Source organism: Leucobacter sp. OLIS6, assembly GCF_002752355.1.
GTDB lineage: Bacteria > Actinomycetota > Actinomycetes > Actinomycetales > Microbacteriaceae > Leucobacter.
Map to the genome: position 1 here is coordinate 199,223 of NZ_MRAV01000011.1, position 22,942 is coordinate 222,164.

The following is a 22,942-nucleotide window of genomic DNA, read 5'->3' on the forward strand; positions in this document are numbered from 1 at the left end:
CTGACCGGGGGTTAAATTTGTTACCCGTTCGTTACCCGGAGGCCCGGATATGTGGCCGGAAAACCCTTGGTCTCGATCGGATTCCAATCCGCACGTCGATTTCTGACGCGCATTTCATGCGGGTTAGGCTTCGACTACGCCCGGGGCTCCGCGCAGATTCCGGTACTCCAGACACCGTCTGGTGCCGCCGAGACAATCTGGGGCCGGAACATCCGCCGTGATCGCTACACTCGGTCCCCAGGCTCACCCCTCCTCCCTGACACTGAAGTAAGGAAATGGATCGATGAAGATTCGAGTGGTACTTCCCGCAGTCGCCGCCGTCGCGGCGCTCGCGCTCACCGGCTGCGTCAACAACGCCGATTCCGAAGGCGCAGGCGGCGGCACCAAGTCGCCCGCGACGAGCGACATCAAGGCCGATTCGGCTGCGGTCGCCCTGCTCCCGAAGGACATCAAGGACTCGGGCAAGCTCATCATCGGCACCGACGCGTCCTACCCGCCCAACGAGTACAAGGACGCCAACGGCAACCCGACCGGCTGGAACGTCACCCTCGCCGATGCCATCGCTGCGAAGCTCGGCCTCAAGCCCGAGTGGCAGGTATCGAAGTTCGATTCGATCATCCCGAACATCAACGGCGGCAAGTTCAACATGGGCTCGTCCTCGTTCACCGACACCCTCGAGCGGCAGAAGTCGGTCGACTTCGTCGACTACTATCAGGCCGGCACGCTCTGGGCCGCACCCAAGGGCAAGACCGTCAACCCCGAGGACGCCTGCGGCCTCAAGGTCTCGGTCCAGTCCGGTACCGTGCAGGACACCGACGAGATGCCGGCCCGCCAGAAGGCGTGCAAGGACGCCGGCAAGCCCGAGATCCAGGTGCTGAAGTTCGACGGCCAGGAGGAAGCGACCAACGCGGTCGTCGTGGGCAAGGCCGACGCGCTCTCCGCGGACTCGCCCGTCACGCTCGCCGCGATCAAGGCCACCGGCGACGCGCTCGAAGCCTCCGGTGAATCCTTCGACAACGCCCCCTACGGCTTCGTCACCGCCAAGGACAGCGAGCTCACCAAGGCCGTGCAGGCCGCCATCGAGTCGCTCATGAAGGACGGCACCTACACCAAGATCCTCACCGACGCCGGTGTCGAGGCCGGTGCCGTGAAGGAAGCCGTCATCAACGGCGGAAAGTCCTGAGCGTGACCGACCGAACCGAGGCTGACAAACAGCCGTTCTACGACTCGGAGCCCATCGAGGCCATCCGGCTCAAGCACCCCGGGCGGATCATCCTCGCCGCCGTGCTGGTGATCATCGTCGGACTCTTCCTGTTCGACGCGTTCACCACACGCGGCGGCGCCAAGGGCTACAACTGGCCCGAGGTCGCGAAGTACGTCTTCGACGTCCGCGTGATCCAGGCCGTCGGGTACACCCTCCTGCTCACCGTGTACTCGATGATCATCGCGATCGTGCTGGGCGTGCTGCTCGCCGTCATGCGGCTCTCGCCCAACCCCGTGGTCAAAGCGGTCGCCTGGGTCTATCTCTGGCTGTTCCGTGGCACCCCGGTGTACGTGCAGCTCGTGTTCTGGGGCCTCGTCGGGACCATCTACCAGCAGATCACCATCGGCAGCCTGTCGCTCAACGTGCAGGACCTGCTGCCCGCGTTCGCCCTCGCCGTGATCGGCCTGGCGCTCAACGAGTCGGCCTACATGGCCGAGATCGTACGCGCCGGCCTGCTCTCGGTCGACAAGGGCCAGGACGAGGCCGCGACCGCGCTCGGCCTCGGCTGGTGGCACACCATGACCCGCGTCGTGCTCCCGCAGGCGATGCGCGTGATCATCCCGCCGACCGGCAACGAAGTGATCTCGATGCTGAAGACCACCTCGCTCGTCGTCGCCGTGCCGTTCTCGCTCGAGCTGTACACCCGCACCCGCGACATCTCGGCCGTCACCTACAAGCCGATCCCCATGCTGATCGTCGCATCCATCTGGTACCTCGCCGTCACCTCGATCCTCATGGTCGGCCAGTACTACCTCGAGCGGCACTTCGCCCGAGGCATCGGGCAGCGCCCCGACATCATGAAGCCGACCGTCGAAACCGCGGCCGTCGGCGTCATCACGGCCGAGGAAGCGAAGCTCGCGGCGATCAAGAACGAGACTGATGCGAAGGGTGGCGAACGATGACCGCTCAGACCAGCACCGTGCCCATGGTGAAAGCCGAAGGGGTCTCGAAAGCGTACGGCTCCAACCTCGTGCTCAAATCCATCTCGCTCGAGGTGCAGAAAGGCGAAGTGCTCTGCCTCGTCGGCCCGTCCGGCTCCGGCAAATCCACCTTCCTGCGCTGCATCAACCACCTCGAGACCGTCAACTCCGGCCGCCTCTCCGTCGACGGCGAACTCGTCGGCTACCGGCAGGACAGCGACAAGCTGTACGAGATGCACCCCAAGGAAGCAGCGAAGCAGCGCCGCGACATCGGCATGGTGTTCCAGCGCTTCAACCTGTTCCCCCACATGACCGCCCTCGAGAACGTCATGATCGCGCCCACCCTGCTCAAGAAGGGCGACAAGGCGCAGCTCAAGGCACGGGCCATGGAACTGCTCGCCCGCGTCGGCCTCGCCGAACGCTACGACTACTACCCGGCGCACCTGTCGGGCGGCCAGCAGCAGCGCGTCGCCATCGCGCGAGCCCTCGCCATGGAGCCCAAGCTCATGCTGTTCGACGAGCCCACCTCGGCGCTCGACCCCGAACTCGTCGGCGAAGTGCTCGACGTCATGAAGGGCCTCGCCGAGAGCGGCATGACCATGGTCGTCGTGACGCACGAGATGGGCTTCGCCCGCGAAGTCGCCGACACCCTCGTGTTCATGGACGGCGGCGTGGTCGTCGAATCCGGCGACCCCGTCGAAGTGCTCACCAACCCGCAGCGGGAACGCACCAAGGCGTTCCTCTCGAAGGTGCTGTAGCGGGTCAAGCGCCCGTCGGTGCCGGAATTGCGTGAGCCTGCAGAGCAGGGGACCCCGGCGTGTCTTCGCTTCGCTCGACACGCCAACCCTGATGCAGGCCCACGCAATTCCGGCACCGACGGGCGCTTCCGTGCGTTCAGCACCTTGCTCGTTCCAGCGCTGAGGATCGATAGGGTGAGCGCATGAGCTCGCTCCCCACCCTCGACGGCCTGTTCGGACTCGGCGGGCGCACTGCCCTCGTCACCGGTGGCAGCTCCGGCATCGGGCGGGCCATCGCGCGGGCGCTCGCGGGGGCCGGCGCGCACGTGCGCATCGCCGCCCGAACCGAGCACGCCATCGCCGAGACCGTCGCCGGGATCCGCGACGGCGGCGGCAGCGCCGACGGGATCACCGCCGACCTCGACAGCCGCGCCGGCGCGCACGCGCTCGCGGACGCCGCGGGCGACATCGACATCCTCGTGCACAGCGCCGGGATCAACCTGCGCCCGCCCCTCGCCGAACTCGACGAGGCGGTGTGGGACGCGACCATGGCGGTCAACCTCGACGCCGCGTTCGTGCTCGGGCAGCGCCTCATCCCCGGCATGGCCGAGCGCGGCTACGGCCGGGTGATCCACATCAGCTCGCAGCAGGCGCACCGCCCGTTCGCCAACAGTGGCGCCTACGGTGTCTCGAAAGCGGCGATCGAAGCGCTCGCCCGTTCGCAGGCCGAAGCCTGGTCATCGCGCGGCGTCACCGCGAACGCGCTCGTTCCCGGCTTCGTGCAGACTCCGCTCAACCGGCGCCTCAGCGCCGATCCCGGGACGGTCGCGGCGCTCGCCGCGCGCACGCTCGTCGGCCGCAACGGCGAGCCCGAGGACTTCGGCGGTGCCGCCGTGCTGCTCGCCTCGCCCGCGTCGGCCTACATCACGGGCCAGGCGATCGCCGTCGACGGCGGCTTCTCGACGCACTGAGTGCCGTGCGGGGCACCCGTCCCGAGGCGTCCGCGCTCGCGGACTACGCGCCCTCGCCGAGGTCGTTCTTGATCTTGGTGGTCGAGACGCCCTCGGTGCGGTCGAGGTAGACGACCTCGCAGTAGTCGCGCAGGATCTCGAAGCGGGGGTCGCCCTCCCAATCGCCGCCCATGACGACGGTGTCGATCTCGTACTTCTGCACGTCGCGGATCTTCTGATCCCACGCCTGCTCGGGGATCACGAGATCGACGTAGCGCACCGCCTCGAGCATGTTCTTGCGCGTCTCGAAGTCGTGGTAGGTCTTCTTGCCCTTGCCCGCGTTGAACTCCTCGGTGGACGCGGCCACGACGAGGTAGTCGCCGAGCGATCGCGCGCGACGCAGCAGGCGGATGTGCCCCCAGTGCAGCAGGTCGAACGTGCCGTAGGTCAGGATCCGCTTCAAGGGAGCTCCTTCCGTCGGGGTGGGCGGGTTCCCCCGAATGCTAGTACAGATGGGTGCCCCGACCGGGTCGGGGCGGGGCGTCCCCTGTTGCCGCGCAGGCGCGCGGCGTACGCTGGAGAGCAGTCGGAACGAGTCCCGCCGAGGCGGGATCCGGAGGGAGGACACCATGAGCGGCGTCGAACGCACGGACCTGGGGCGCGACCTCGAATCGGACCCCGCGCACAACGTGGACCCGGGGCGCGACTGGGCGGACGAGGGCGGAGCGACCTCGGAAGGCCCGGCCACGCACGAGGAGTCGGGCCACCCGCACCACCAGGAGGCCGAGGAGTCCGACTGACGCGGCTCTCGCGGTCCCCGCCCTGTCGGGCGGCTACTCGGCCGCGGCCGGCTTCAGGTCGTAGGTGACCCAGGGCGTCTGCGTCGCTTCGCGGTCGTAGACGCGGCGCGCGGTCTCGTTGTCGGCGGCGGTGATCCAGCGCACCAGCACGGCGTCCTCGTCGCGGGCGATCTCGGCGAGGCGGTGCAGCAGCGCGGTTCCCGCGCCCGTGCCGCGCGCGTCGGGCGAGGTGAACAGATCGTCGAGGTAGAGCGCGTACGCGCCGTCGATGGGTCGTGCGAAGCGGCGGAAGTGCGCGAGCGCGACCGGGCGACCGTCGGCCTCGGCGAGGAGCGCGCGGGTCTCGTGCGCGTCGTCCATCAGCCATGACCAGACGGTGTCGAACACCGCGGGGTCGTGCGGCTTCGCGTAGAAGTCGCGGTAGCCGCGGTAGAGCTCCTGCCACGCATCACGGTCCTGCGAGGTGAGGAAGCGGACGGTGGCTGCGCTGCGCTCGGTCACGAGAGTCGCTCCGTTTCGACGAAGAGGACGGGAGAGGTGCTGCTGAGGTTCGTGAGCCGGTGCTCGGCGCCGGCCTCGCGGGCGTAGCTGCCGCCCGGCACCTGCTCGGCCTCGGTCGAACTGCCGTCGGCGAAATCGATGCGCACGCGGCCGGGGAGCAGCGGCACGACGACGTAGTCGAAGTCGTGCCGGTGCATCGGGATGCTCCCGCCCGGGTCGATGGTCCACTTCGTGACGCGGAACCGCTCGTTCTCGAACTGGATCTCGCTGTGGCTGCCCGACGGCCGCCCGGTCGTGTCGCTCATGTCGCCTCCTCGCTCCGGCCAGCCTAGCCCCGAGCGCGGCCGCGACGCACGCCCCGGCTCCGCCTCCGGGCCCGGCGGTCGTGCGGCGGGGCCGGAGCCGGATCCCGCACTTCACCCGTGTGCGGTACGCTCGCCCTCGCGGCGGCACGGCCGCAGCGAGGACCGCACGCGAGCGTGCACGCGCGAGGGGGGGAACACATGGCGATCGTCGATGTCGGCGTCTACCGGGAGGGTCGGCGGCTGGACGGGGTCGAGTCCATCCCCGAGGCTCATGCTCACGCGAGTCTGCTGCCCGGTGCGTTCGCCTGGGTGGGGCTGCTGCGCCCGACGCCCGAGGAGCTCGCGCTCGTCGCCGAGACCTTCGGGCTGCACGCCCTCGCGGTCGAGGACGTCGCCACGGGCAAGCAGCGCCCGAAGGCCGAGTTCTACGGCGACGTGCTCTTCCTCGTGCTCCGGCCCGCCCGTTACCTCGACGCCGTCGAGGAGGTCGAGTTCGGCGAGCTGCACATGTTCGTCGGAGAGAACTTCGTGCTCACGATCCGATTGGCCGAGAACCCGTCGCTCGGCGAGGTGCGCCGGCGCATGGAGGCCGAGCCCGAGCTGCTCTCGCTGGGGCCGGGGGCCGCGGCGTACGCGATCCTCGACCGCGTGGTCGACGACTACGAGCCGGTGGTGCAGGGCCTGCAGAAGGACATCGACGAGATCGAGGACGAGCTGTTCAACGGCTCGGGCACGAGCGTCGCGCTCGCGCGGCGCATCTACGAGCTGTCGGGCGAGGTGATCGCGTTCCAACGGGCGACGGCACCGCTGCTCGGCCTCGTGCGCGACCTGCGGGCGCGCGAGGAGCGCCGCTCGGCGGGGATCCCGCTGTCGCCCGCTCCCGCGAGCGTCGCCGCGTGGGATGTGGAGCTGCGCCGCCACCTGCGCGACGTCGAGGACCACCTGATCCGGATCGTGGAGTTCGCCGATGGCTTCCGCTACATGCTGCGCGACGCGCTGAGCGTGCACCTCGGTCTCGTCGGCCGCGAGCAGAACGAGCAGATGGCGCTCATGACGGAGGCGTCGGTGCGGCAGAGCGACCAGGCGAAGAAGATCTCGAGCTGGGCCGCCATCATCTTCGCGCCGTCCCTCGTCACCGGTATCTACGGCATGAACTTCGACCTGATGCCCGAGCTGCACTGGGCCTTCGGCTACCCGGCGGCGATCGGCCTCATGCTGGCCTTCGCGGGCTCGCTCTACGTGATCTTCAAGAAGAAGGACTGGCTGTAGCGAGCGGAGCGGTCGCGGCCGCTGCATCAGACGCGCGCGCCGCGACGACGCCGAACGCGGCCTCGGCGACGGCCGCGGCGAGCAGGACGCTGAGGATCGCCGCCCACGTCACCCCCGACTGGGAGAGCAGTCCGAGCAGGAGCGGCCCGGTCGCAGCGATCGCGTAGCCGATGCCCTGGCTGAGCGCCGAGAACGCGGCGGTGGCGGCTGCGCTCGGCGCGGTGAAGACGATCAGCGCGATCCCGAAGCCGAACGCGGCGCTCTGCGCGATGCCGAGCACGGCGACCATGAGCGGCGCGAGGGCGAGCGGGGCGAACGCGAGCCCGGCGAGGCCCGTGGCCGACAGGATCGAGATCGTGACGACGATCGGGACGCGGAGGCGGCGTCGCGACGCGAGGGTCGGGGCGATGAGCGACGCGGGCAGGCCGGCGACGCTCATCCAGGCGAGCAGCAGGCCGGCGTTCGCGGGCGGCATGCCGCGATCGGCGGCGATGGTGGGCAGCCAGGCGGTGAGCGAGAAGTAGATGAGGGCCTGCGCGCCGAAGAAGCCGGTGACGGACCAGATACCGCGGGCGCGCAGGACCGAGCGGAAGCGCTGCTGCTGGCGCGGCTCGGCGCTGCGTCCCGCGCGCAGGCGCGAGCCGAACGCGAGGGCGAGCCCGGTAGCGATGAGCAGCGGCACGCCCCAGGCGGCGAGCGCCGGCCCGACCCGGTCGTCGAGCAGGTGCAGCACGGGCACCGAGAGCGCGGCGCCGGCGGCGGCGCTCAGCCCGAACGAGGTCGTGTAGATGCCGGTCCAGAAGCCGCCGCGGTGGGGCAACGAGCGGCGGATGACCTGCGGGGCGAGGATGCCGAGCAGTGCGATCGCGGCGCCGATGACCACGGTGCCGAGGAAGAGGCCCGGTGCGGCGACGGGGCGCAGCAGCGTCGCGAGGGCCAGCGCGGCGAGCAGCACCGTGAGCGCGCGTTCGAGGCCGAGTCGCGAGACGAGCCAGGGGGCGAGCGGCGAGGCGAGGCCGAACAGGAGCACGGGGATCGCGCTCAGCACGGCGAGACCCGATGCGGGCAGATGGTAGGCGCGGCCGATCTCGGCGAGAAGCGGTGAGACCGACGTGATGGGGAAGCGGACGCTGAGCCCGACTGCGAGGACGAGGGTGCCGGCGGCGAAGGCGTTCCGGGGGGAGCCCGTCACGGGCGTTCGTCGAGCAGGCGCTCCTGCTGATCGAGCACGCCGAGTGCCGCGGTCTGGGCGGCCTCGGGATCCTGCGCGGCGATCGCCCGGTACAGCGCCTCGTGCATGTCGGCGCGGTCGGGGTCGTCGCCGTGCGAGAGGCAGGAGGCGTCGGCCACCGACTCGCGCAGGGATGCGTCGAAGCTCGCGTAGATGCTGGAGAGCAGCTGGTTGCCCGAGGCCTCGGCGATGGCGAGGTGGTAGGCGACGTCGTGCTCGGTGAATCCGGCGGTGTCGGCGCGCTCGATCGCGGTGCGGCGCGCCGTGAGGTGCGCGGCGAGCGCATCGAGCTGCTCGGGCGTGCGCGAGGCAGCGGCCTCGCGCGCGGCGAGCGCGTCGAGCGCACGGCGCACGCGGATCACCTCGCGGCTGTCGGCGGTGTGGAGCGCACGGCGCAGGGCGACCTGCGCCTCGTCGTCGGCGATGACGTAGGTGCCGTCGCCCTGCCGGGCCTCGAGCAGGCCGAGCTGCACGAGCGAGCGGACGCCTTCGCGGACGGAGGGTCTGCTGACGCCGAGCGCCGTGGTGAGTTCGGCTTCGGAGGGGATGCGGGTGCCGATCGGCCAGGTGCCGTCGGTGATGGAGGCGCGGAGTTGGTCGACGACGGTGTCGACGAGGGAGCGGCGCTGAATCTGTTGCACGTCTACATCCTTGCGTATCTACCAAGAGGTATGGTTATCATATGTCAGATGACTTGACGGGTCCACCCTCCCGTCCAGCGATCGGAACGAGAATCTCGAAGGAGCGATCTTGAATCCCGCGACCCCCGGCAGCCCGCTGCGTACCCCCGGCCTCGTCGATGCGCATATCCACCCCGACAAGAGCGCGTGGGGCGGACCGTGGATGTCGCGCCGCCCGGCGACGACGCTCGTCGACCTCATCGACAACGACCGCGCGACCCAGTTCTCCTACACGCGGAGCGTCGAGGAACGCGCCTTCGCCCTGCTCTCGAACGCGCTGACGAACGGCACCCTCGCGATGCGCGCGCACGTCGACGTGTCGAGCGAGCTCGGCACCGCGAACGTCGAGGGCGTGCGCGCCGCGGCCGAACGGCTGCCCGGACTCGACGTGCAGATCGTCGCGTTCCCGCAGTTCGGCCTGCTCACGAATCCGGGCACCCTCGAGGTCATGGCGGCCGCGCTCGACAGCGGGGCCGACCTCGTCGGGGGCATCGATCCCGGCGGGCTCGAGGGCGACCTGCACGGCCACCTCGACGCGGTCTTCGGGCTCGCGGATCGCGCGGGCCGAGACGTCGACATCCACCTGCACGACGGCGGCGAGGACGGGCTCGCCCAGATCCGCGAGATCGCCCGGCGCACCGTCGCGGGCGGACGCCAGGGCCGCGTGACCATCGGGCACGCCTTCGCGCTCTGCGACGGGTCGCTGCCGAGCCTCGACGAGACGCTCGACATCGTCGCCGACGCGGGCATCTGGATCGCCACGTGCGCGCTCGGCCCTGACCCCGTGCCCGACATCGACCGCTTCGAGCAGCACGGCGTGCGCCTCGTCGCGGGCTCGGACGGCGTGCGCGACTCGTGGAGCCCCTTCGGCACCGGCAGCATGGTCGACCGCGCGCACCTGCTCGCGTACCGCACAGGCGCGATCACCGACGCCGAACTGGAGCGGGCCTTCCGCATCGCCTCGACCGCGGGCGGCGAGATGCTCGGCATCGACGACATCGCGAACTGGGCCGGCCCGGAATCGGGTTCGGGCCTCGAATTCGACGCCGAGAACATCGCCCAGCTCGTCACCGACCGCCCGGCGCCGACGCGGGTGCTCCGCGACGGTCGCGACGTCCGACCGGCCGGCTGATCCCGGCCGACACCCCAGCTCAGGAACAAGGGAGTTTCTCGCATGCACACCACCCGCACCCAGCGCGTCCGCCGATCCTCGGCGCGCGCCCTGACGGTCGCCGGTATCGCCGTCGCCGCCCTCGCCCTGTCCGCCTGCGCGGGCGGCGGCGGGGCGGCCGGCGCGAAGACCGGCCTCGGCGTCGATCTGAACAAGCTCGCCACCGAGACCGCGGCGGCCAAGGGCCCGATCGACGCGATCACCTGGAACCTGCCGTACGAGCCGCTGTCGCTCGACCCGATGAAGACCTTCAACTACGCCGAGAACACGGTCGACGCGAACCTCTGCGACAGCCTGCAGCGGTTGAACCCCGACCTCACGACCGGCCCGGGGCTCGCCGAGAAGGTCGACACCCCGAACGACACCACCGTCGTCTACACGCTGCGCGACGGCGTGAAGTTCTGGGACGGCAGCCCGCTCACTCCGGCCGACGTGGTCTTCTCGATCGATCGCCAGAGCGGCGCCCACAACGCCGATTCCTACTACTCCGAATACTTCACGAGCGTGAAGTCGGTCGAGCAGACGGGCGCGAACCAGGTCACGGTGCACCTCTCGAAGCCCGATGCGCTCTTCGCGCAGGGCATGGCGACCGCCGCGGGCGCGATCGTCTCGAAGGCGTACGCGACGAAGGCCGGCGAGAAGTTCGGCACGCCCCAGGGCGGGATCATGTGCACCGGCGCGTTCAAGCTCGACCGCTGGAACGCGGGTAAGGGCATCGACATCGTCAAGAACGACGCGTACTGGGACACGAAGCTGACGCCGAAGGTCGGCAAGGTCAGCTTCAGCTTCATCGCCGACGAGACGACGGCCATCAATGCGCTCCGCTCGGGCGACGTCGACGGCCAATTCTTCTACCTGCCGCCGACCGGCATGCAGCAGTTGACCGACAGCAAGACGGTGCAGACCACATACGGCAAGTCGTTCGTCTTCTTCACGCTCGCCGGGGCGTCCGATTCGGGCCCCTTCGCCGACCCGAAGGTGCGCCAGGCGCTGCTCGACTCGATCGACCGTCAGGCGATCTCCGACGTCGTGTTCCAGAAGGCCGCGATCCCCGCGCCGACCCTGGCCGGTCCCGACTACTGGGGCGACCAGAAGTCCCTGTTCGAGCCCGCGTTCACGAAGTTCGGGACGAAGCCGGACCCCGGGGCGGCGAAGCAGCTGCTCGCGGGCGTCGACACGAGCAAGGAGATCACCATCGCGATCCAGGGCTCGTCGGCGGTGCACGAGCAGACCGCGAACCTGATCCAGGCGGCTGGCCAGGCGATCGGCCTGAAGATCAAGACCAAGGTGATCCCGGTCGAGCAGTACGGCAACCTCTACTACGACCCGAAAGCGCGCGCGGGCCTCGACGCGTTCTTCACCACCTGGTACGGCAACGTCACCGACCCCCTCGACGTCTACCAGGTCTTCACCACGGGCGGTGCCAACAACTTCGGCAACTACACCGGGGTGAACGACCTCGTCCAGCAGGCCCGATCCACCCTCGATCCCGCCGAGCGCGCGAAGACCACCGTCGAGATCCAGGCGAAGGTCACGGAGGACCTGCCCTGGACGCCGCTCACCTATCTGCCGACGATCCTGGTGCAGAACGACAAGATCACGGGCGCGGTGCCCTCGATCGCCTACCTGTCGTACCCCTGGGCCGCCACCATCGGCAGCGCCGAGTAACCGAACCTCCTCCGCACCGAATCCACTTTCCTCAAGGAGAACCATGTCCAAGCGTTCCTATGCGCTGCTCGGCGCCGCTGCTGTCGCCGCGCTCACCCTGTCGGCCTGCGCCGGCGGCGGCACCCAGAGCGGTGGCGGCGACGGCGGCAAGAAGTCGACCGCGTTCAGCGTCGACCGCTCGAAGCTCGTCAGCACCACCGAACCCGGATCGAAGCCGGTCGACACCCTCAAATGGAACCTGCCGTACGAGCCCATGTCGCTCGACCCGATGCTGACGTTCAACTACGCCGAGAACACGGTCGACGCCAACCTCTGCGAGGGGCTCACCCGGCTCACCCCGGATCTCGGCTACGAGAACGCGCTCGCCGAGAAGGTCGAGAACTCGAACGACACCACCGTCGTCTACACGCTGCGCGCCGATGCGAAGTTCTGGGACGGCACCCCCGTCACCGCCGACGACGTCGTGTACTCGCTCGGACGCCAGGTCGGCCCGACGTCGAAGACCTACTGGGGCGACTACTTCACGAGCGTGCAGTCGGTCGACAAGACGGGTGCGAACCAGGTGACCGTGCACCTCAAGGAGCCCGACGCCCTGTTCGAGAAGGCCATGGCGAGCGCCGCCGGCGCCATCGTGTCGAAGGCCGCGGCCGAGAAGGCCGGCGAGAAGTTCGGCACGCCGCAGGGCGGCCTCATGTGCTCCGGCCCGTTCAAGCTCGCGAGCTGGGATCCGGGCAAGGCGATCCACCTCGAGAAGAACGACGCCTACTGGGACAAGAACCTGATCCCCAAGGTCTCGAAGCTCGACTTCGGCTTCATCACCGACGAGTCGACCGCGATCAACGCGCTGCGCTCGGGCGACGTCGACGGCCAGTACTTCTACCTGCCGCCGGCCGGCCTCGGCCAGATCACCGACAGCGCCGCGAAGATCACCTTCGGCAAGTCGTACATCTTCTGGAACCTGCGCGGCCTCGCCAAGACCGGCCCGTTCGCGAAGCCCGAGGTGCGCCAGGCGCTGCTGGCCGCGATCGACCGTCAGGCGATCGCCGACGTCGTGTTCCAGGGCGCCGCGGTGCCCGCGAAGACCCTCGCCGGCCCCGCCTACTTCGGCACGGGCCCGCAGGAGCAGCTGTTCCAGGACGCCTACGCGAAGTTCGACACCAAGCCCGACATCGCGAAGGCCAAGGAGCTGCTCGCGAAGGCCGGCGACGTCTCGGGCGAGATCACGCTCGGCGTGCAGGGCTCCTCGGCCGTGCACGAGCAGACCGCGAACCTGATCCAGGCGGCCGGCCAGGCCATCGGCCTCAAGATCAAGACCAAGGTGATCCCGGTCGAGCAGTTCGGCAACCTGTACTTCGACGAGAAGTCGCGCGTCGGCATCGACGGCTTCTTCACGACCTACTACGGCAACATGACCGACCCGCTCGACGTCTACACCTCGTTCACGCCCGGCGGCAGCCACAACTTCTCCGACTACGACGCGGCCGGCGACGACATCGTCGCGGCCCGCAAGACGGCCGATCCGGCGAAGCGCGCCGAGCACACGATCGCCGCGCAGGAGAAGATCACCCGCGACGTCCCCTGGATGCCGCTGAACGACCTGCCCGTGATCCTCGTCCAGAACGGCAAGGTTTCCGGCGCAACGGCGTCCTCCGCCTACCTCTCGTACCCCTGGGCGGCGACCATCGGCGGGGTGGAGTAGCCCCCGATGTCCGTCCCCGCATTCCTCCTGCGACGGGCGGGAGGCCTCCTCCTGGTCCTGTTCGTCACCTCCTTCATCGTCTTCGGACTGATGTATCTCGCCCCCGGGAGCCCGCTGAGCTTCGTGCTCGGGCCCCGGGGCGGGACCCCGGAGCAGATCGCCGCGGTCACCGCGCAGTACCACCTGAACGATCCGTTCATCGTGCGCTACTTCGCCTGGCTCGGCGACCTGTTCCAGGGCAACCTCGGCGACTCGATCGTGTACCGGCAGCCGGTCGGCGACCTGATCGCCGGCCGCGTCGGCACCACGGTCGCGCTCATCGCCTTCGCCACGGTCATCATCGCGATCGTCGGCATCGGCCTCGGGCTCCTCGCCTCGCTCAAGGGCGGGTGGCTCGACACCGTCATCACGACCCTGTCGACCCTCGGTCTCGCGACTCCGACCTTCGTGATCGGCGTCGCGCTGATCAGCCTCTTCGCGGTGGGCACCGGCTGGTTCCCTACGAACGGCAGCGGCGGCGGCGGCTTCGACTCGATCTGGCACCTCACGCTCCCGGCGATCGCGCTCGCGGTCGCGAGCGCCGCGTACCTCGCCCGCATCACGCGGGCGTCGGTGCTCGAGGAGGAGGGCCGCGAGCACGTGCAGACCGCCGTCGCGCGCGGCCTGCGCTCGCCGCTCATCATCCGCCGCCACGTGCTGCGCAACGCGCTGATCCCCATCACCACGGTCATGGGCCTCACCGTCGCGACGCTCATCGCCGGCGCCGTCGTCGTCGAGAGCGTGTTCGCGCTCGACGGCCTCGGCTCGCTGCTGGTCCGCGCGATCCTGCAGCGCGACTTCGCCGTCGTGCAGGCCGTCGTGCTCGTGCTGGTGGTCGCCTTCGTCGTGATCAACGCGATCGTGGACTTCCTGTACACCCTCATCGATCCGCGCATCCAGCTCGGGAGCAAGCAATGAACACCACCGCAGCGCCTCGTACCACCCAGATCGCGCTCGCGCGGGCGCGCACCCAGGACCCGGGTGCGTTCACGCTCCTCCTGCGCAAGCTCGGCCCGCTCGGGATCGCGGCGAGCATCGTGCTCATCGTGTTCGTCCTCGCGGCCGCCCTCGCACCGTGGATCGCGCCCTACGACCCCGACTTCCCCGACCTGCTGTCGGCCCTCAGCGGTCCGAGCGCCCAGCACCTGCTCGGCGCCGACGCCCTCGGCCGCGACCTGCTGTCGCGACTCATGTGGGGCGCCCGGATCACCCTGCTCGGCCCCGCGCTCGTGATCCTGATCGCGACCGTGGTCGGCGTGGTGCTCGCCCTGCTCGCCGCGTGGAACCGCGGGATCGTCGACACCGTGATCTCCTGGATCCTCGACGTGCTGTTCGCCGTCCCCGGCATCGTGTTCGGCCTGATCGCGGTCGCGATCTTCGGCCCGAACCTGATGACCGTCGTGGTCGGCCTCTCCATCGGCTACATCCCCTACGTCGCCCGCGTGGTGCGCGGCGCCGCGCTGCGCGAGCGGAACATGCCGTACGTGCAGGCCGCCTGGCTGCAGGGCCAGTCGGGCTTCGGGATCAGCCTCCGCCAGATCCTGCCGAACGTGCAGCCCATCGTGACCGCGCAAGCGGTGTCGTCCCTCGGCTTCGCCGTCGTCGACCTCGCCGCGGTCTCGTTCCTGGGCCTCGGCGTGCAGCCGCCGACGGCCGACCTCGGCCTCATGGTCAAGAGCGGTTTCGACTCGATGCTGCGCGGCCAGGCCGGGGAGGCGATCACCGCGGGCCTCGCGATCGTGCTGATCGTGTGGAGCATCACCGTGATCGGCGACCGCCTCACCTCGAACGCAAGGAGCATCCGATGAGCCAGCCACTGCTCGAGGTCGACGACCTCCGCGCGAGCCTCGTCACGAAGTACCGCAGGCTCGACCTGCTGAACGGCGTCAGCTTCACCCTCGACCGCGGCGAGGCGATCGGCCTCGTCGGAGAATCGGGCTCGGGCAAGTCGCTCACCACCCGCGCGATCATGCGGATGCTCGCCAAGGGCTTCCGCACCGAGGGCGACATCCGATTCGACGGAGAGTCGGTACTCGGCATGAACCGGGAGCGGCTACGCCGGCTCCGCGGCACCGACGTCGGGATCATCTTCCAGGACCCCCGCGCCCACGTGAACCCCGTGCACTCTGTCGGCGACTTCCTCACCGAGGCGCTCGTGCGCGAGCGCGGGGTGAGCCGGGAGGACGCCGAGCGCCGGGCCGTGCAACTGCTCGACGAGGTCGGCGTGCGCCACGCGGAGCGACGCCTGAAGCAGTACCCGCACGAGCTCTCGGGCGGCCTGCTGCAGCGCGTCATGATCGCGAGCGTGCTGCTCGCCGAGCCGCAGCTGATCCTCGCCGACGAACCCACCACGGCGCTCGACGTCACGGCGCAGTCCGACGTGATGGCGATCATTGAGGAGCAGCGTCGTGCGCGCGGCCTCTCGCTGCTGTTCATCACGCACGACCTCGAGCTCGCGAACGCCTGCTGCGACCGCCTCGCGGTCATGTACGCGGGCGAGATCGTCGAGCAGGGCGCGCACGTCTACGACGCGCCCACCCACCCCTACACGAAGGAGCTCATGGGTGCCCGCCCGAGCATCGACGAGCGGCTCGACCGGCTCCCGGTGCTCGAGTACAACCTGGAGATCCACGAGGAGCTGAAGGCGAGGGCGCAGGCATGAGCGTCGAAGATGCATCCACCGAGACGCTGATCCGCGTCTCCGATCTGCGCAAGGTGTTCCCGGCGCCCCGCGGCACGAAGGGCGAGGACGTCGTCGCGGTCGACGGGGTCTCGTTCGAGCTCGATGCCGACGAGTGCCTGGCCATCGTCGGCGAATCCGGTTCGGGCAAGACCACGGTCGCCCGCATGATCGTCGGGCTCGAGACCGTGACCGACGGCACCGTCGAGGTGCTCGGGCAGGACCGCACGGCCGCGCCGCGCAGCCTGAAGGATCGACGCGTCCGGGCCCGCGAGGTGCAGTACGTGTTCCAGGATCCCTACTCGTCGCTCAACGGGCGGCAGCGGATCGGCGAGGTCATCATGTCGAACCTGAAGCTGCACTCCGGCTCCTCCGCCGGCCTGAAGGCGCGCGCGCAGCAGATCCTCGACTCGGTCGGGCTCCCGCAGCGCTTCTTCGACCGCTACCCGCGCGAACTCTCGGGCGGGCAGCGGCAGCGCGTCGCGATCGCCCGTGCGCTCGCCGCCGATCCGAAGGTGATCGTGCTCGACGAGGCGGTCGCCGCTCTCGACGTGTCGATCCAGGCGCAGATCCTCAACCTGCTCGCCGACATCAAGGCCGAGCGGAAGGTGAGCTACCTGTTCATCTCGCACGACCTCGCCGTGGTGAATCAGATCTCGGATCGCATGATCGTGATGGAGAACGGCCGGATCGTCGACGCCGGCGACACCGCGGAGCTGCTCGCGAACCCGACCCACCCGTACACGCGTGCGCTCCGCGCCGCGGTTCCCGGGCCCGGGTGGAAGCCCGTGCGCCGAGAGCAGCTCGCGTCGTGACCGCGGCCCGCAGCACCGCGATCCGCGCGGCGTTCGTCATCGCCTTCGACGAGCGCCGTGCGGGTGGCCCCGGGTTCGTCGGGCTGCGCGACGCCGTGGTGCACGTGCGCGGCGACCGGATCACGGCCGTCGCGCACGGTGCCGACGGCGCGGCGCTCGAGGCGCTGGCCGACGAGACGATCGATCTCGGCGAGAGCCTGCTCATGCCTGGCCTCATCGATCTCGAGGGTCTCGTCGACATCGACCACCTGCTGCTCGACTCCTGGTGGAGCCCGGGGCACGAGGCCCGCCTCGAGTGGTCGGAGGACTACGCCCGCGCGCCGCGCGAGGTGCTCGACCCCGAGGAGCGCAGCGCGCTCCGCCGCTACGGGCTCGTGCAGCTCCTGCTGCACGGGATCACGAGCGCCATGCCGATCTCGACCGAGATCCACGGCGCCTGGGCGGAGACCCACGACGACCTGCTCGACACCGCCTGCACGGCGAGCGGGCTCGGGATCCGCACGTTCCTCGGCCCGTCGTACCGCTCGGGCGTGCACGTCACCCGCGCCGACGGCTCCGCCGGGATCCACTGGGACGAGGCGAAGGGCGAGGCCGCGTTCGCGGACGCCGTGCGGTTCCTCGCCACGGTCGACGCGCTCGACGATCCGCTCGTCACGGGCGTGCTCGTGCCCTGCCGCATCGAGACGGTGAGCGACGCGATCCTCGCCGAAACCGGTCGGATCTCGGCCGAGCGCGGCGTGCTCGTGCGGGCGCACGCGACCCAGGGACTCGACTCCGAGATCGGGGTGCTCGAGCGCGAGCGCGGCACCTCGCCGCTCGACCTGCTCGACCGCAGCGGTCTGCTGAACGAGCGGCTGATCCTCGCGCACGGCGTCTACCTCGACGTGCACCCCGACGTGCACGGTGAGGATCGCGGCGACCTCGCACGGCTGGCCGCGGCCGGCGTCTCGATCGCGCACTGCCCGCTCACCAACGCGCGCTATGCGTTCTGGCTCGAGCAGCTGTCGCAGTACCTCGACGCCGGGGTGAACATCGGCCTCGGCACCGACTCGTTCCCGCCTGATCTGGTGCGCGCCATCGACGCGGGGGTGCAGCTCGCGAAAGCGCAGCACGGCGACCTCGGGCGCGGCATGCTGGCCGAGTACGTGGAGGCGGCGACGCTCGGCGGCGCCCGCGCCCTGCACCGGCCCGACCTCGGTCGCATCGAGGCCGGAGCCGCCGCGGACCTCGTGGCGTTCTCGCTCGCCGACCCTCGCATGGGCGCGATCGACGACCCCGTGCGCACACTCGTGCTCGCGGGCACGGGCCGCGACGCGTGCTTCAGCATGGTCGCCGGCCGCGTCGTGATGCGCGATGGTGAGGTGCCGGGAGTCGACCTCGCCGCGCTGCGCGCCGAGGGGCAGCGGATCTTCGAGAAGTTGCGCGCCGCCTACCCGGAGCGAGACGCGCTCGCGGGGACCGGGGGATCGAGCGAGGCGGAGCTCTTCCCGCCGGTGTTCCCGCAACCCGCCGGGGCCTGACCGCGGACGCAGCGGTCCGGGGCGCCTCCGGATTTCGTCGAGTGGCGGCAAATAGCCCGAATACGCGCGTATTCGGGCTATTTGCCGCCACTCGACGGGGGAGTCGCGCGTGGAGACCCGCGGATCGCTCGGGGTCCTCCGGTTCAGTCCCGGTACTGGAGGACGGGCATCTGCTCGGTCTCGGCCCCGTCGAGCTGCAGCGCCAGCGGACCGCCGGCCTTCGTGCGCCGGACGACGTAGACGACGATGCCGATCGCGAGCCAGGCGACGCCGAGCACATAGGTGAACCAGGCGAGCGAGGTCCACAGCCAGGCGATGGAGACGAAGCCGATCGCCGGCATGATGAGGTGCCGCACGAGTCCCCAGCCGCTGCGCAGCCTGAGATCGAAGAACAGCACCTTGATCGTCGCGAGATTGACCATCGCGAAGGCGATGAGCGCCCCGAAGTTGATCATGTAGACGGCCTGATCGAGGGTGATGAACAGCGCGACGAGCGCGACGATGGACACGATGCCCGAAGCGACGACCGGCGTGCGGAACTTCGGGTGCAGGCGGGCCAGCGCCGGGGGCAGGATGCCGTCACGGCCCATCGCGAAGATCACGCGGCTGACGCTCATCTGCGCGGCGGTGCCGCAGAGCACGATGCCGGTGACGTTGACGATCACGAAGACGACCATGAGCGCGTCGCCGCCGGCCCGCTGCATGAGTTCCGTCCCCGCAGCGTCGAGATTCGTGAGCGTGGTCCAGTCGGGCACGATCAGGCTGCCTGCGACCGTGAACGCGATGTAGCCGAGGCCCGCGAACAGGGTCGACAGGATGATGCCGCGCGGGACGTTGCGGCGCGGGTTCTTCGTCTCCTCGGCGAGCGTCGAGACGCCATCGAAACCGAGGAAGGCGAACGCGACGATCGCGCCTGCGGCGAAGATCGGGCCGAGGCCGCCCTCGCCGATCGACAGCGGAGTCGTCACCGAGGCCAGGCTGAGGTGCGGCGCGTTGATGACGGCGAGCGCGAGGAACGCGATGATGACGAGGATCGAGAGCACGACGACCACCGAGTTCATGCGCTTGATCCAGCCGACGCCGATGACGCTGAACACGGCGACGACGGCGAGGCAGATGAGCGTGCCCACCCAGGGTGCGATCCCGGTGAAGAGGCTGTTGAAGTAGAGCCCGAACAGCAGGAAGTTCACCATCGGCAGGAACAGGTAGTCGAGCAGCATGACCCAGCCGGTGAGGAAGCCGGTGACCTGGCCGAATCCGCGGGTCGTGTAGGCGTAGGCGCCTCCGGTGATGGGGACGTGCACCGCCATGCGGCCGTAGCTGTGCGCGGTGAAGAGCATGATGACGACCGCGAGCACGTAGGCGGCGGGGAGGTGCCCGTCGCTGATCTTCGTGCCCGGGCCGTAGACGGAGACGACGGACAGCACGCCCATCGAGGTCAGGCCGTAGGCGATGAGTGCGGGGAGGCCGAGCTGCCGCTTCAGCGTGCGGGGAGCGGGAGCGTCGACGTCGGTGTGGACTGCGGACATTGCGGGTCCTTCTCTGGGTGGTGCGTGTGCGGAGGGGTCAGGCGAATCGGTTCGCGAGCGCCACGAGCGCCTGCTGGAAGGCCTCGACCGGCGGGTGGGTGATCCCGGCGCCGATCATGCCGATGCCCGGATCCTTGTGCGCGATCGCGGTGTTGATGATCGGCAGGATGCCGGTCTCCGTGACCTTGCGCACGTCGATGCCCGAGGGGACGCCCATGAAGTCGAGCGCCGGGATCGTGATGTTCGGATTGTTGCCCGTAGTGATCGCGTTCATCGTGCGCGAGTAGCCCATGGCCTCGTCCACGGTGCCGCCGACGAGCGCGACGATCGCCGGAGCCGCAGCCATCGCGAAGCCGCCGATGCCGAAGGTCTCGGTGATCGCGGAGTCTCCCATGTCGAGGCCGGAGTCCGCCGGGGTGTAGCCCGCGAACATCGGGCCGACCACCTGCTGCGCCGGGCCGGTGAACCACTGGCCGCCCGTGCCCGAGACGCGGATACCGAAGTCGACACCGTTGCGGGCCATCGTGGTGACCACGGTCGAGTTCTCGATCCCGTTCGCAGCGTCCATCGACGCCTTCGCGGCGACCATCCAGGTCGGGCCCGAGAAGTAGTCGGACGAGGCGACGAAGTCGAAGACCTCGCGCTTCTCCTTCGTGGTGAAGTCCGACTCGAGGATGTACGGGGCCAGCGCCTGGATCAGCAGGGTGGTGCCGGCCACGTTGCGGTTGTGGGCCTCGTCGCCCATGTGCAGCGCCTGCGACAGCATGAGGCGAAGGTCGATCCCGTCGGTGTTCAGTTCCATGGCGCCCGCGAGCACCGGGCCGAACACGTCGCGCATCCAGTTCAGGCGGTCGATGACCGACTGGTCGTTCGCGCCGAAGCGGAGGATCTTCGAGAGCTGCTCCGACAGGTTGGTGTAGGCGGTGTTGCCGTGGGCGCGGTTCACGACCCGGTGCACCCACATGCTCGCGCTCGTCACGCCGGCCATCGAGCCGACCGATTGGTGCTCGTGGCACGGGGAGAAGTCGATCTCGCCAGAGGCCGCGAGCTCGAACGCCTCGTCGACGTCTTTCGCGAGGCCCTCGAACACGAGCGCGCCGGTGACGGCGCCCTGCATCGGGCCGGACATGCGGGTGAACTCGATCGGGGGGCCGGCGTGCAGGATCGTCTTCCTAGTCATGCCGGGGACGGTGTCGATCGCCTGGCCGAAGCCCTCGAGGAACGGCTGCGACGACAGGATGCGCTCGAGCGCGACCTGGTTGGCCGCGTCGATCTTCCCGGCGATCCCGGGGCGCTCGAGGCGGCCGAGCGCCGAGATGACCTCGGGGTCGCCGCCGCCCGGCGGGGTCCAGTCCATGAGGACGGTGTCGACGCCCTGCGCCGCGAGGTCCTCGGCGAACATGTCGAGGCCGAGGTTCACCGGCTGGAGGGTGCTCTTGAACAGGTCGTTGATGCTCATCTGATGCTCCTTGGCGACTCAGGCGACGAACTCCCGAGCCAGCAGGCCCAGGTTGGTGGAGGAGGAAGCGATGGTGACGCCGGCGGCTTCGAGCTTCGCCACCTGGTCCGCGATCGCGGGGGTGTCGAGGTCGGTGCCGAGCACGTAGCCCAGGATCTCGAGGTGCTGGCCGCGGGCGGCCGCGATCGACTTGGCCTCGGTGATCGCGCCGATGGTCACGCCCACCGGATCCTCGTGCGAGCCGTATCCGAGCACGAAGTCCATCGCGATGACCGCGACCTCGGGGTCCTTGGCCTCCTCGACGATGCGGGCGATCCGCAGCGAGGGGTCGATCATCGGGTGCGGGCGGCCGTTGGTGAAGTCGTCGTCACCCATGTCGAGGAAGGTGTGCTCCTTCGACCTGTCGGTCGCGCCGAGCACCTTCGAGGGGTCGCGCTGGATGTTCGAGTAGACGCCCTCGAACTTCTCGATCGCGGCGAACATCGACTCGTCGCAGAGCGTGCCGCCGCAGAACAGGCCGCGGATGTACTGCTGCTCGGGGGCCAGCTTCGCGCGGACCTCCTTGATGAGGGGGAGATTGAGCGGGTGCGTGTCGAGGGTCGACTCGTCGATGCCCGACGCGACGACGGCCGCGATGGCGAGCGGCTTGGTGCCCTGCACGATGGTCACGTTGTCGGAGCCGGACTCGGTGCGATCCGAGCCGAGGAAGGCGACGAAGACGGGCTTCGAGGCGGCGCCCGCGACGGCGAGCACCCGCTCGGCGACCTCTTCTGCCGGGGGCTTCGAGACGATGACGATGACCTTGGTCTCGGGGTCGGCGTCGAGGGCGCGGATGCCGTCGATCATCGAGATGCCGCCGATGTCGGTCGAGAGGTCGCGCCCGCCGGTGCCGATCAGCTGCGAGATGCCGCCGCCGAAGTCGTGGATCCGGACCGAGACCTCCTGGCTGCCGGTGCCTGAGGCTCCGACGACGCCGATCGAGCCGCGGCGCACGGCGTTCGCGAAGGCCAGGCCGGTGCCGTTGATGATGGCGGTGCCGCAGTCGGGGCCCATGACGATGAGGCCCTTCTCGTGGGCGAGGCGCTTGAGCTCGAGCTCGTCCTCGACGGGAACGTTGTCCGAGAAGATCATGACGTGCTTGCCGGCGGTCAGGGCCTTGCGCGCCTCGCGGGCGGCGAACGCGCCGTTCACCGAGATGATCACGAGGTTGGTGTCGGGGACCTCCTCGAAGGCGCGGTCGAGCGTGCGGTACCGGATCGCCGCGGTCTCGCCGGCACCCTGGTTCTTGCGCGCGAGGATGTCGTCGACCGCGGCGATCGCGGCCTCCAGGAGATCGTCGGCCGCATCGACGACGATCATGAGATCGCTCGGCTTCGCCTCGGCGATCGTCGGGTCCTCGACGCCGAGGTTCGCGAGCACCTCCTTGTTCATCGGGGTCGCCATGCCGAGAAGCGCCTGCGTGACGCCGTTGACGGCGTTCGCACGGGTGCTCATCGACATGAGCGACACCGAGTCGAGGTAGGTGTTCTTCCGGATCGTGATGTGCCTGCTCATCGGATTCCTTTCCTGTGTCGCCCGAGCGGATGGCGCGCGCGGCTCGGCGCGTCCGTGCGGACGGGATCGGCTCCGACTCCCCGGCGCCGTCTCATGGTATGCCAAAATCCTGCGGAAACACTTGCGCATCGAGAAGCCTGTGAAAATATCT

At 69.6% G+C, this 22,942-nt stretch carries 22 protein-coding genes; 14 read left to right on the plus strand and 8 right to left on the minus strand.

What is annotated here, in order from left to right; translation table 11 throughout:
• The first annotated feature begins 283 nt into the window (after positions 1 to 283).
• From BMH31_RS07465 to BMH31_RS07480, 4 genes are all read left to right on the plus strand, one after another.
• The gene (locus tag BMH31_RS07465; protein WP_099724628.1) at positions 284 to 1,183 is read left to right on the plus strand and encodes an ABC transporter substrate-binding protein; all 900 of its coding nucleotides are present in this window, start codon (positions 284 to 286) and stop codon (positions 1,181 to 1,183) included.
• A gap of 2 nt (positions 1,184 to 1,185) precedes the next feature.
• Positions 1,186 to 2,166, plus strand: a complete 981-nt coding sequence (locus BMH31_RS07470) for an amino acid ABC transporter permease (protein WP_241898190.1) — start codon at positions 1,186 to 1,188, stop codon at positions 2,164 to 2,166.
• Positions 2,163 to 2,942, plus strand: a complete 780-nt coding sequence (locus BMH31_RS07475) for an amino acid ABC transporter ATP-binding protein (RefSeq protein ID WP_099724630.1) — start codon at positions 2,163 to 2,165, stop codon at positions 2,940 to 2,942. The genes BMH31_RS07470 and BMH31_RS07475 overlap by 4 nt, the downstream gene beginning before the upstream one ends.
• Positions 2,943 to 3,124: 182 nt before the next feature.
• Positions 3,125 to 3,892: an SDR family NAD(P)-dependent oxidoreductase gene (locus BMH31_RS07480; RefSeq protein WP_099724631.1), complete on the plus strand. Its 768-nt coding sequence runs from the start codon at positions 3,125 to 3,127 to the stop codon at positions 3,890 to 3,892.
• A 43-nt stretch (positions 3,893 to 3,935) separates the two neighbouring features.
• On the opposite strand, the gene tagD is transcribed toward BMH31_RS07480, so the two are convergent.
• Positions 3,936 to 4,334, minus strand: a complete 399-nt coding sequence (tagD, locus tag BMH31_RS07485) for a glycerol-3-phosphate cytidylyltransferase (RefSeq protein ID WP_046456459.1) — start codon at positions 4,332 to 4,334, stop codon at positions 3,936 to 3,938.
• A 166-nt stretch (positions 4,335 to 4,500) separates the two neighbouring features.
• On the opposite strand from tagD, the gene BMH31_RS15485 reads away from it, so the two are divergent.
• Positions 4,501 to 4,671 carry a hypothetical protein gene (locus BMH31_RS15485; protein WP_158234902.1) on the plus strand — a complete coding sequence of 57 codons (171 nt, stop codon included), beginning with the start codon at positions 4,501 to 4,503 and terminating at the stop codon, positions 4,669 to 4,671.
• Between the two features lie 33 nt (positions 4,672 to 4,704).
• On the opposite strand, the gene BMH31_RS07490 is transcribed toward BMH31_RS15485, so the two are convergent.
• Positions 4,705 to 5,172, minus strand: coding sequence for a GNAT family N-acetyltransferase (locus BMH31_RS07490; protein WP_099724632.1), 468 nt, complete (start codon positions 5,170 to 5,172; stop codon positions 4,705 to 4,707).
• A complete protein-coding gene (locus tag BMH31_RS07495; protein WP_099724633.1) occupies positions 5,169 to 5,477 on the minus strand; it encodes a cupin domain-containing protein in 309 nt (102 codons plus the stop codon). The genes BMH31_RS07490 and BMH31_RS07495 overlap by 4 nt, the downstream gene beginning before the upstream one ends.
• A 198-nt stretch (positions 5,478 to 5,675) precedes the next feature.
• Between BMH31_RS07495 and BMH31_RS07500 the strand changes: the two genes are divergently transcribed.
• Positions 5,676 to 6,746, plus strand: a complete 1,071-nt coding sequence (locus BMH31_RS07500; protein WP_099724634.1) for a magnesium and cobalt transport protein CorA — start codon at positions 5,676 to 5,678, stop codon at positions 6,744 to 6,746.
• On the opposite strand, the gene BMH31_RS07505 is transcribed toward BMH31_RS07500, so the two are convergent.
• Both BMH31_RS07505 and BMH31_RS07510 read right to left on the minus strand, forming a co-directional pair.
• Entirely contained in the window at positions 6,724 to 7,938 is a 1,215-nt protein-coding gene (locus BMH31_RS07505; protein WP_158234901.1) for an MFS transporter, read from the minus strand. The two genes, BMH31_RS07500 and BMH31_RS07505, sit on opposite strands and share 23 nt — an antisense overlap.
• The gene (locus BMH31_RS07510) at positions 7,935 to 8,618 is read right to left on the minus strand and encodes an FCD domain-containing protein (protein ID WP_099724635.1); all 684 of its coding nucleotides are present in this window, start codon (positions 8,616 to 8,618) and stop codon (positions 7,935 to 7,937) included. Before BMH31_RS07510 ends, BMH31_RS07505 begins: the two co-directional genes overlap by 4 nt.
• Before the next feature lie 109 nt (positions 8,619 to 8,727).
• On the opposite strand from BMH31_RS07510, the gene BMH31_RS07515 reads away from it, so the two are divergent.
• Genes BMH31_RS07515 through BMH31_RS07550 form a run of 8 tightly spaced genes read left to right on the plus strand, consistent with a single transcriptional unit; the run spans position 8,728 to position 18,249 of the window.
• Complete coding sequence (locus tag BMH31_RS07515; protein ID WP_241898191.1) at positions 8,728 to 9,789, plus strand: amidohydrolase family protein; 1,062 nt, start codon at positions 8,728 to 8,730, stop codon at positions 9,787 to 9,789.
• A gap of 42 nt (positions 9,790 to 9,831) precedes the next feature.
• Positions 9,832 to 11,496 (plus strand): ABC transporter substrate-binding protein, encoded by a 1,665-nt coding sequence (locus tag BMH31_RS07520; protein ID WP_099724636.1) that lies wholly within the window; start codon positions 9,832 to 9,834, stop codon positions 11,494 to 11,496.
• Positions 11,497 to 11,539: 43 nt separating this feature from the next.
• Positions 11,540 to 13,195, plus strand: coding sequence for an ABC transporter substrate-binding protein (locus BMH31_RS07525; RefSeq protein ID WP_099724637.1), 1,656 nt, complete (start codon positions 11,540 to 11,542; stop codon positions 13,193 to 13,195).
• Between the two features lie 6 nt (positions 13,196 to 13,201).
• The gene (locus BMH31_RS07530; RefSeq protein WP_099724638.1) at positions 13,202 to 14,152 is read left to right on the plus strand and encodes an ABC transporter permease; all 951 of its coding nucleotides are present in this window, start codon (positions 13,202 to 13,204) and stop codon (positions 14,150 to 14,152) included.
• Positions 14,149 to 15,042 carry an ABC transporter permease gene (locus BMH31_RS07535; RefSeq protein WP_099724639.1) on the plus strand — a complete coding sequence of 298 codons (894 nt, stop codon included), beginning with the start codon at positions 14,149 to 14,151 and terminating at the stop codon, positions 15,040 to 15,042. Before BMH31_RS07530 ends, BMH31_RS07535 begins: the two co-directional genes overlap by 4 nt.
• Positions 15,039 to 15,896 carry an ABC transporter ATP-binding protein gene (locus tag BMH31_RS07540; protein ID WP_099724640.1) on the plus strand — a complete coding sequence of 286 codons (858 nt, stop codon included), beginning with the start codon at positions 15,039 to 15,041 and terminating at the stop codon, positions 15,894 to 15,896. Before BMH31_RS07535 ends, BMH31_RS07540 begins: the two co-directional genes overlap by 4 nt.
• The gene (locus BMH31_RS07545; RefSeq protein WP_099724641.1) at positions 15,893 to 16,729 is read left to right on the plus strand and encodes an ATP-binding cassette domain-containing protein; all 837 of its coding nucleotides are present in this window, start codon (positions 15,893 to 15,895) and stop codon (positions 16,727 to 16,729) included. The genes BMH31_RS07540 and BMH31_RS07545 overlap by 4 nt, the downstream gene beginning before the upstream one ends.
• Positions 16,726 to 18,249 carry a chlorohydrolase family protein gene (locus BMH31_RS07550; protein ID WP_099724642.1) on the plus strand — a complete coding sequence of 508 codons (1,524 nt, stop codon included), beginning with the start codon at positions 16,726 to 16,728 and terminating at the stop codon, positions 18,247 to 18,249. Before BMH31_RS07545 ends, BMH31_RS07550 begins: the two co-directional genes overlap by 4 nt.
• A gap of 143 nt (positions 18,250 to 18,392) precedes the next feature.
• Here BMH31_RS07550 and BMH31_RS07555 read toward each other — a convergent pair whose 3' ends face one another.
• From BMH31_RS07555 to fdrA, 3 genes are read right to left on the minus strand one after another with little or no spacing between them, the layout of a single operon-like run.
• Complete coding sequence (locus BMH31_RS07555; protein WP_099724643.1) at positions 18,393 to 19,778, minus strand: amino acid permease; 1,386 nt, start codon at positions 19,776 to 19,778, stop codon at positions 18,393 to 18,395.
• A 37-nt stretch (positions 19,779 to 19,815) separates the two neighbouring features.
• Positions 19,816 to 21,237 (minus strand): DUF1116 domain-containing protein, encoded by a 1,422-nt coding sequence (locus BMH31_RS07560; RefSeq protein WP_099724644.1) that lies wholly within the window; start codon positions 21,235 to 21,237, stop codon positions 19,816 to 19,818.
• Positions 21,238 to 21,255: 18 nt separating this feature from the next.
• Complete coding sequence (fdrA, locus tag BMH31_RS07565) at positions 21,256 to 22,791, minus strand: acyl-CoA synthetase FdrA (protein ID WP_099724645.1); 1,536 nt, start codon at positions 22,789 to 22,791, stop codon at positions 21,256 to 21,258.
• Between the last annotated feature and the right edge of the window lie 151 nt (positions 22,792 to 22,942).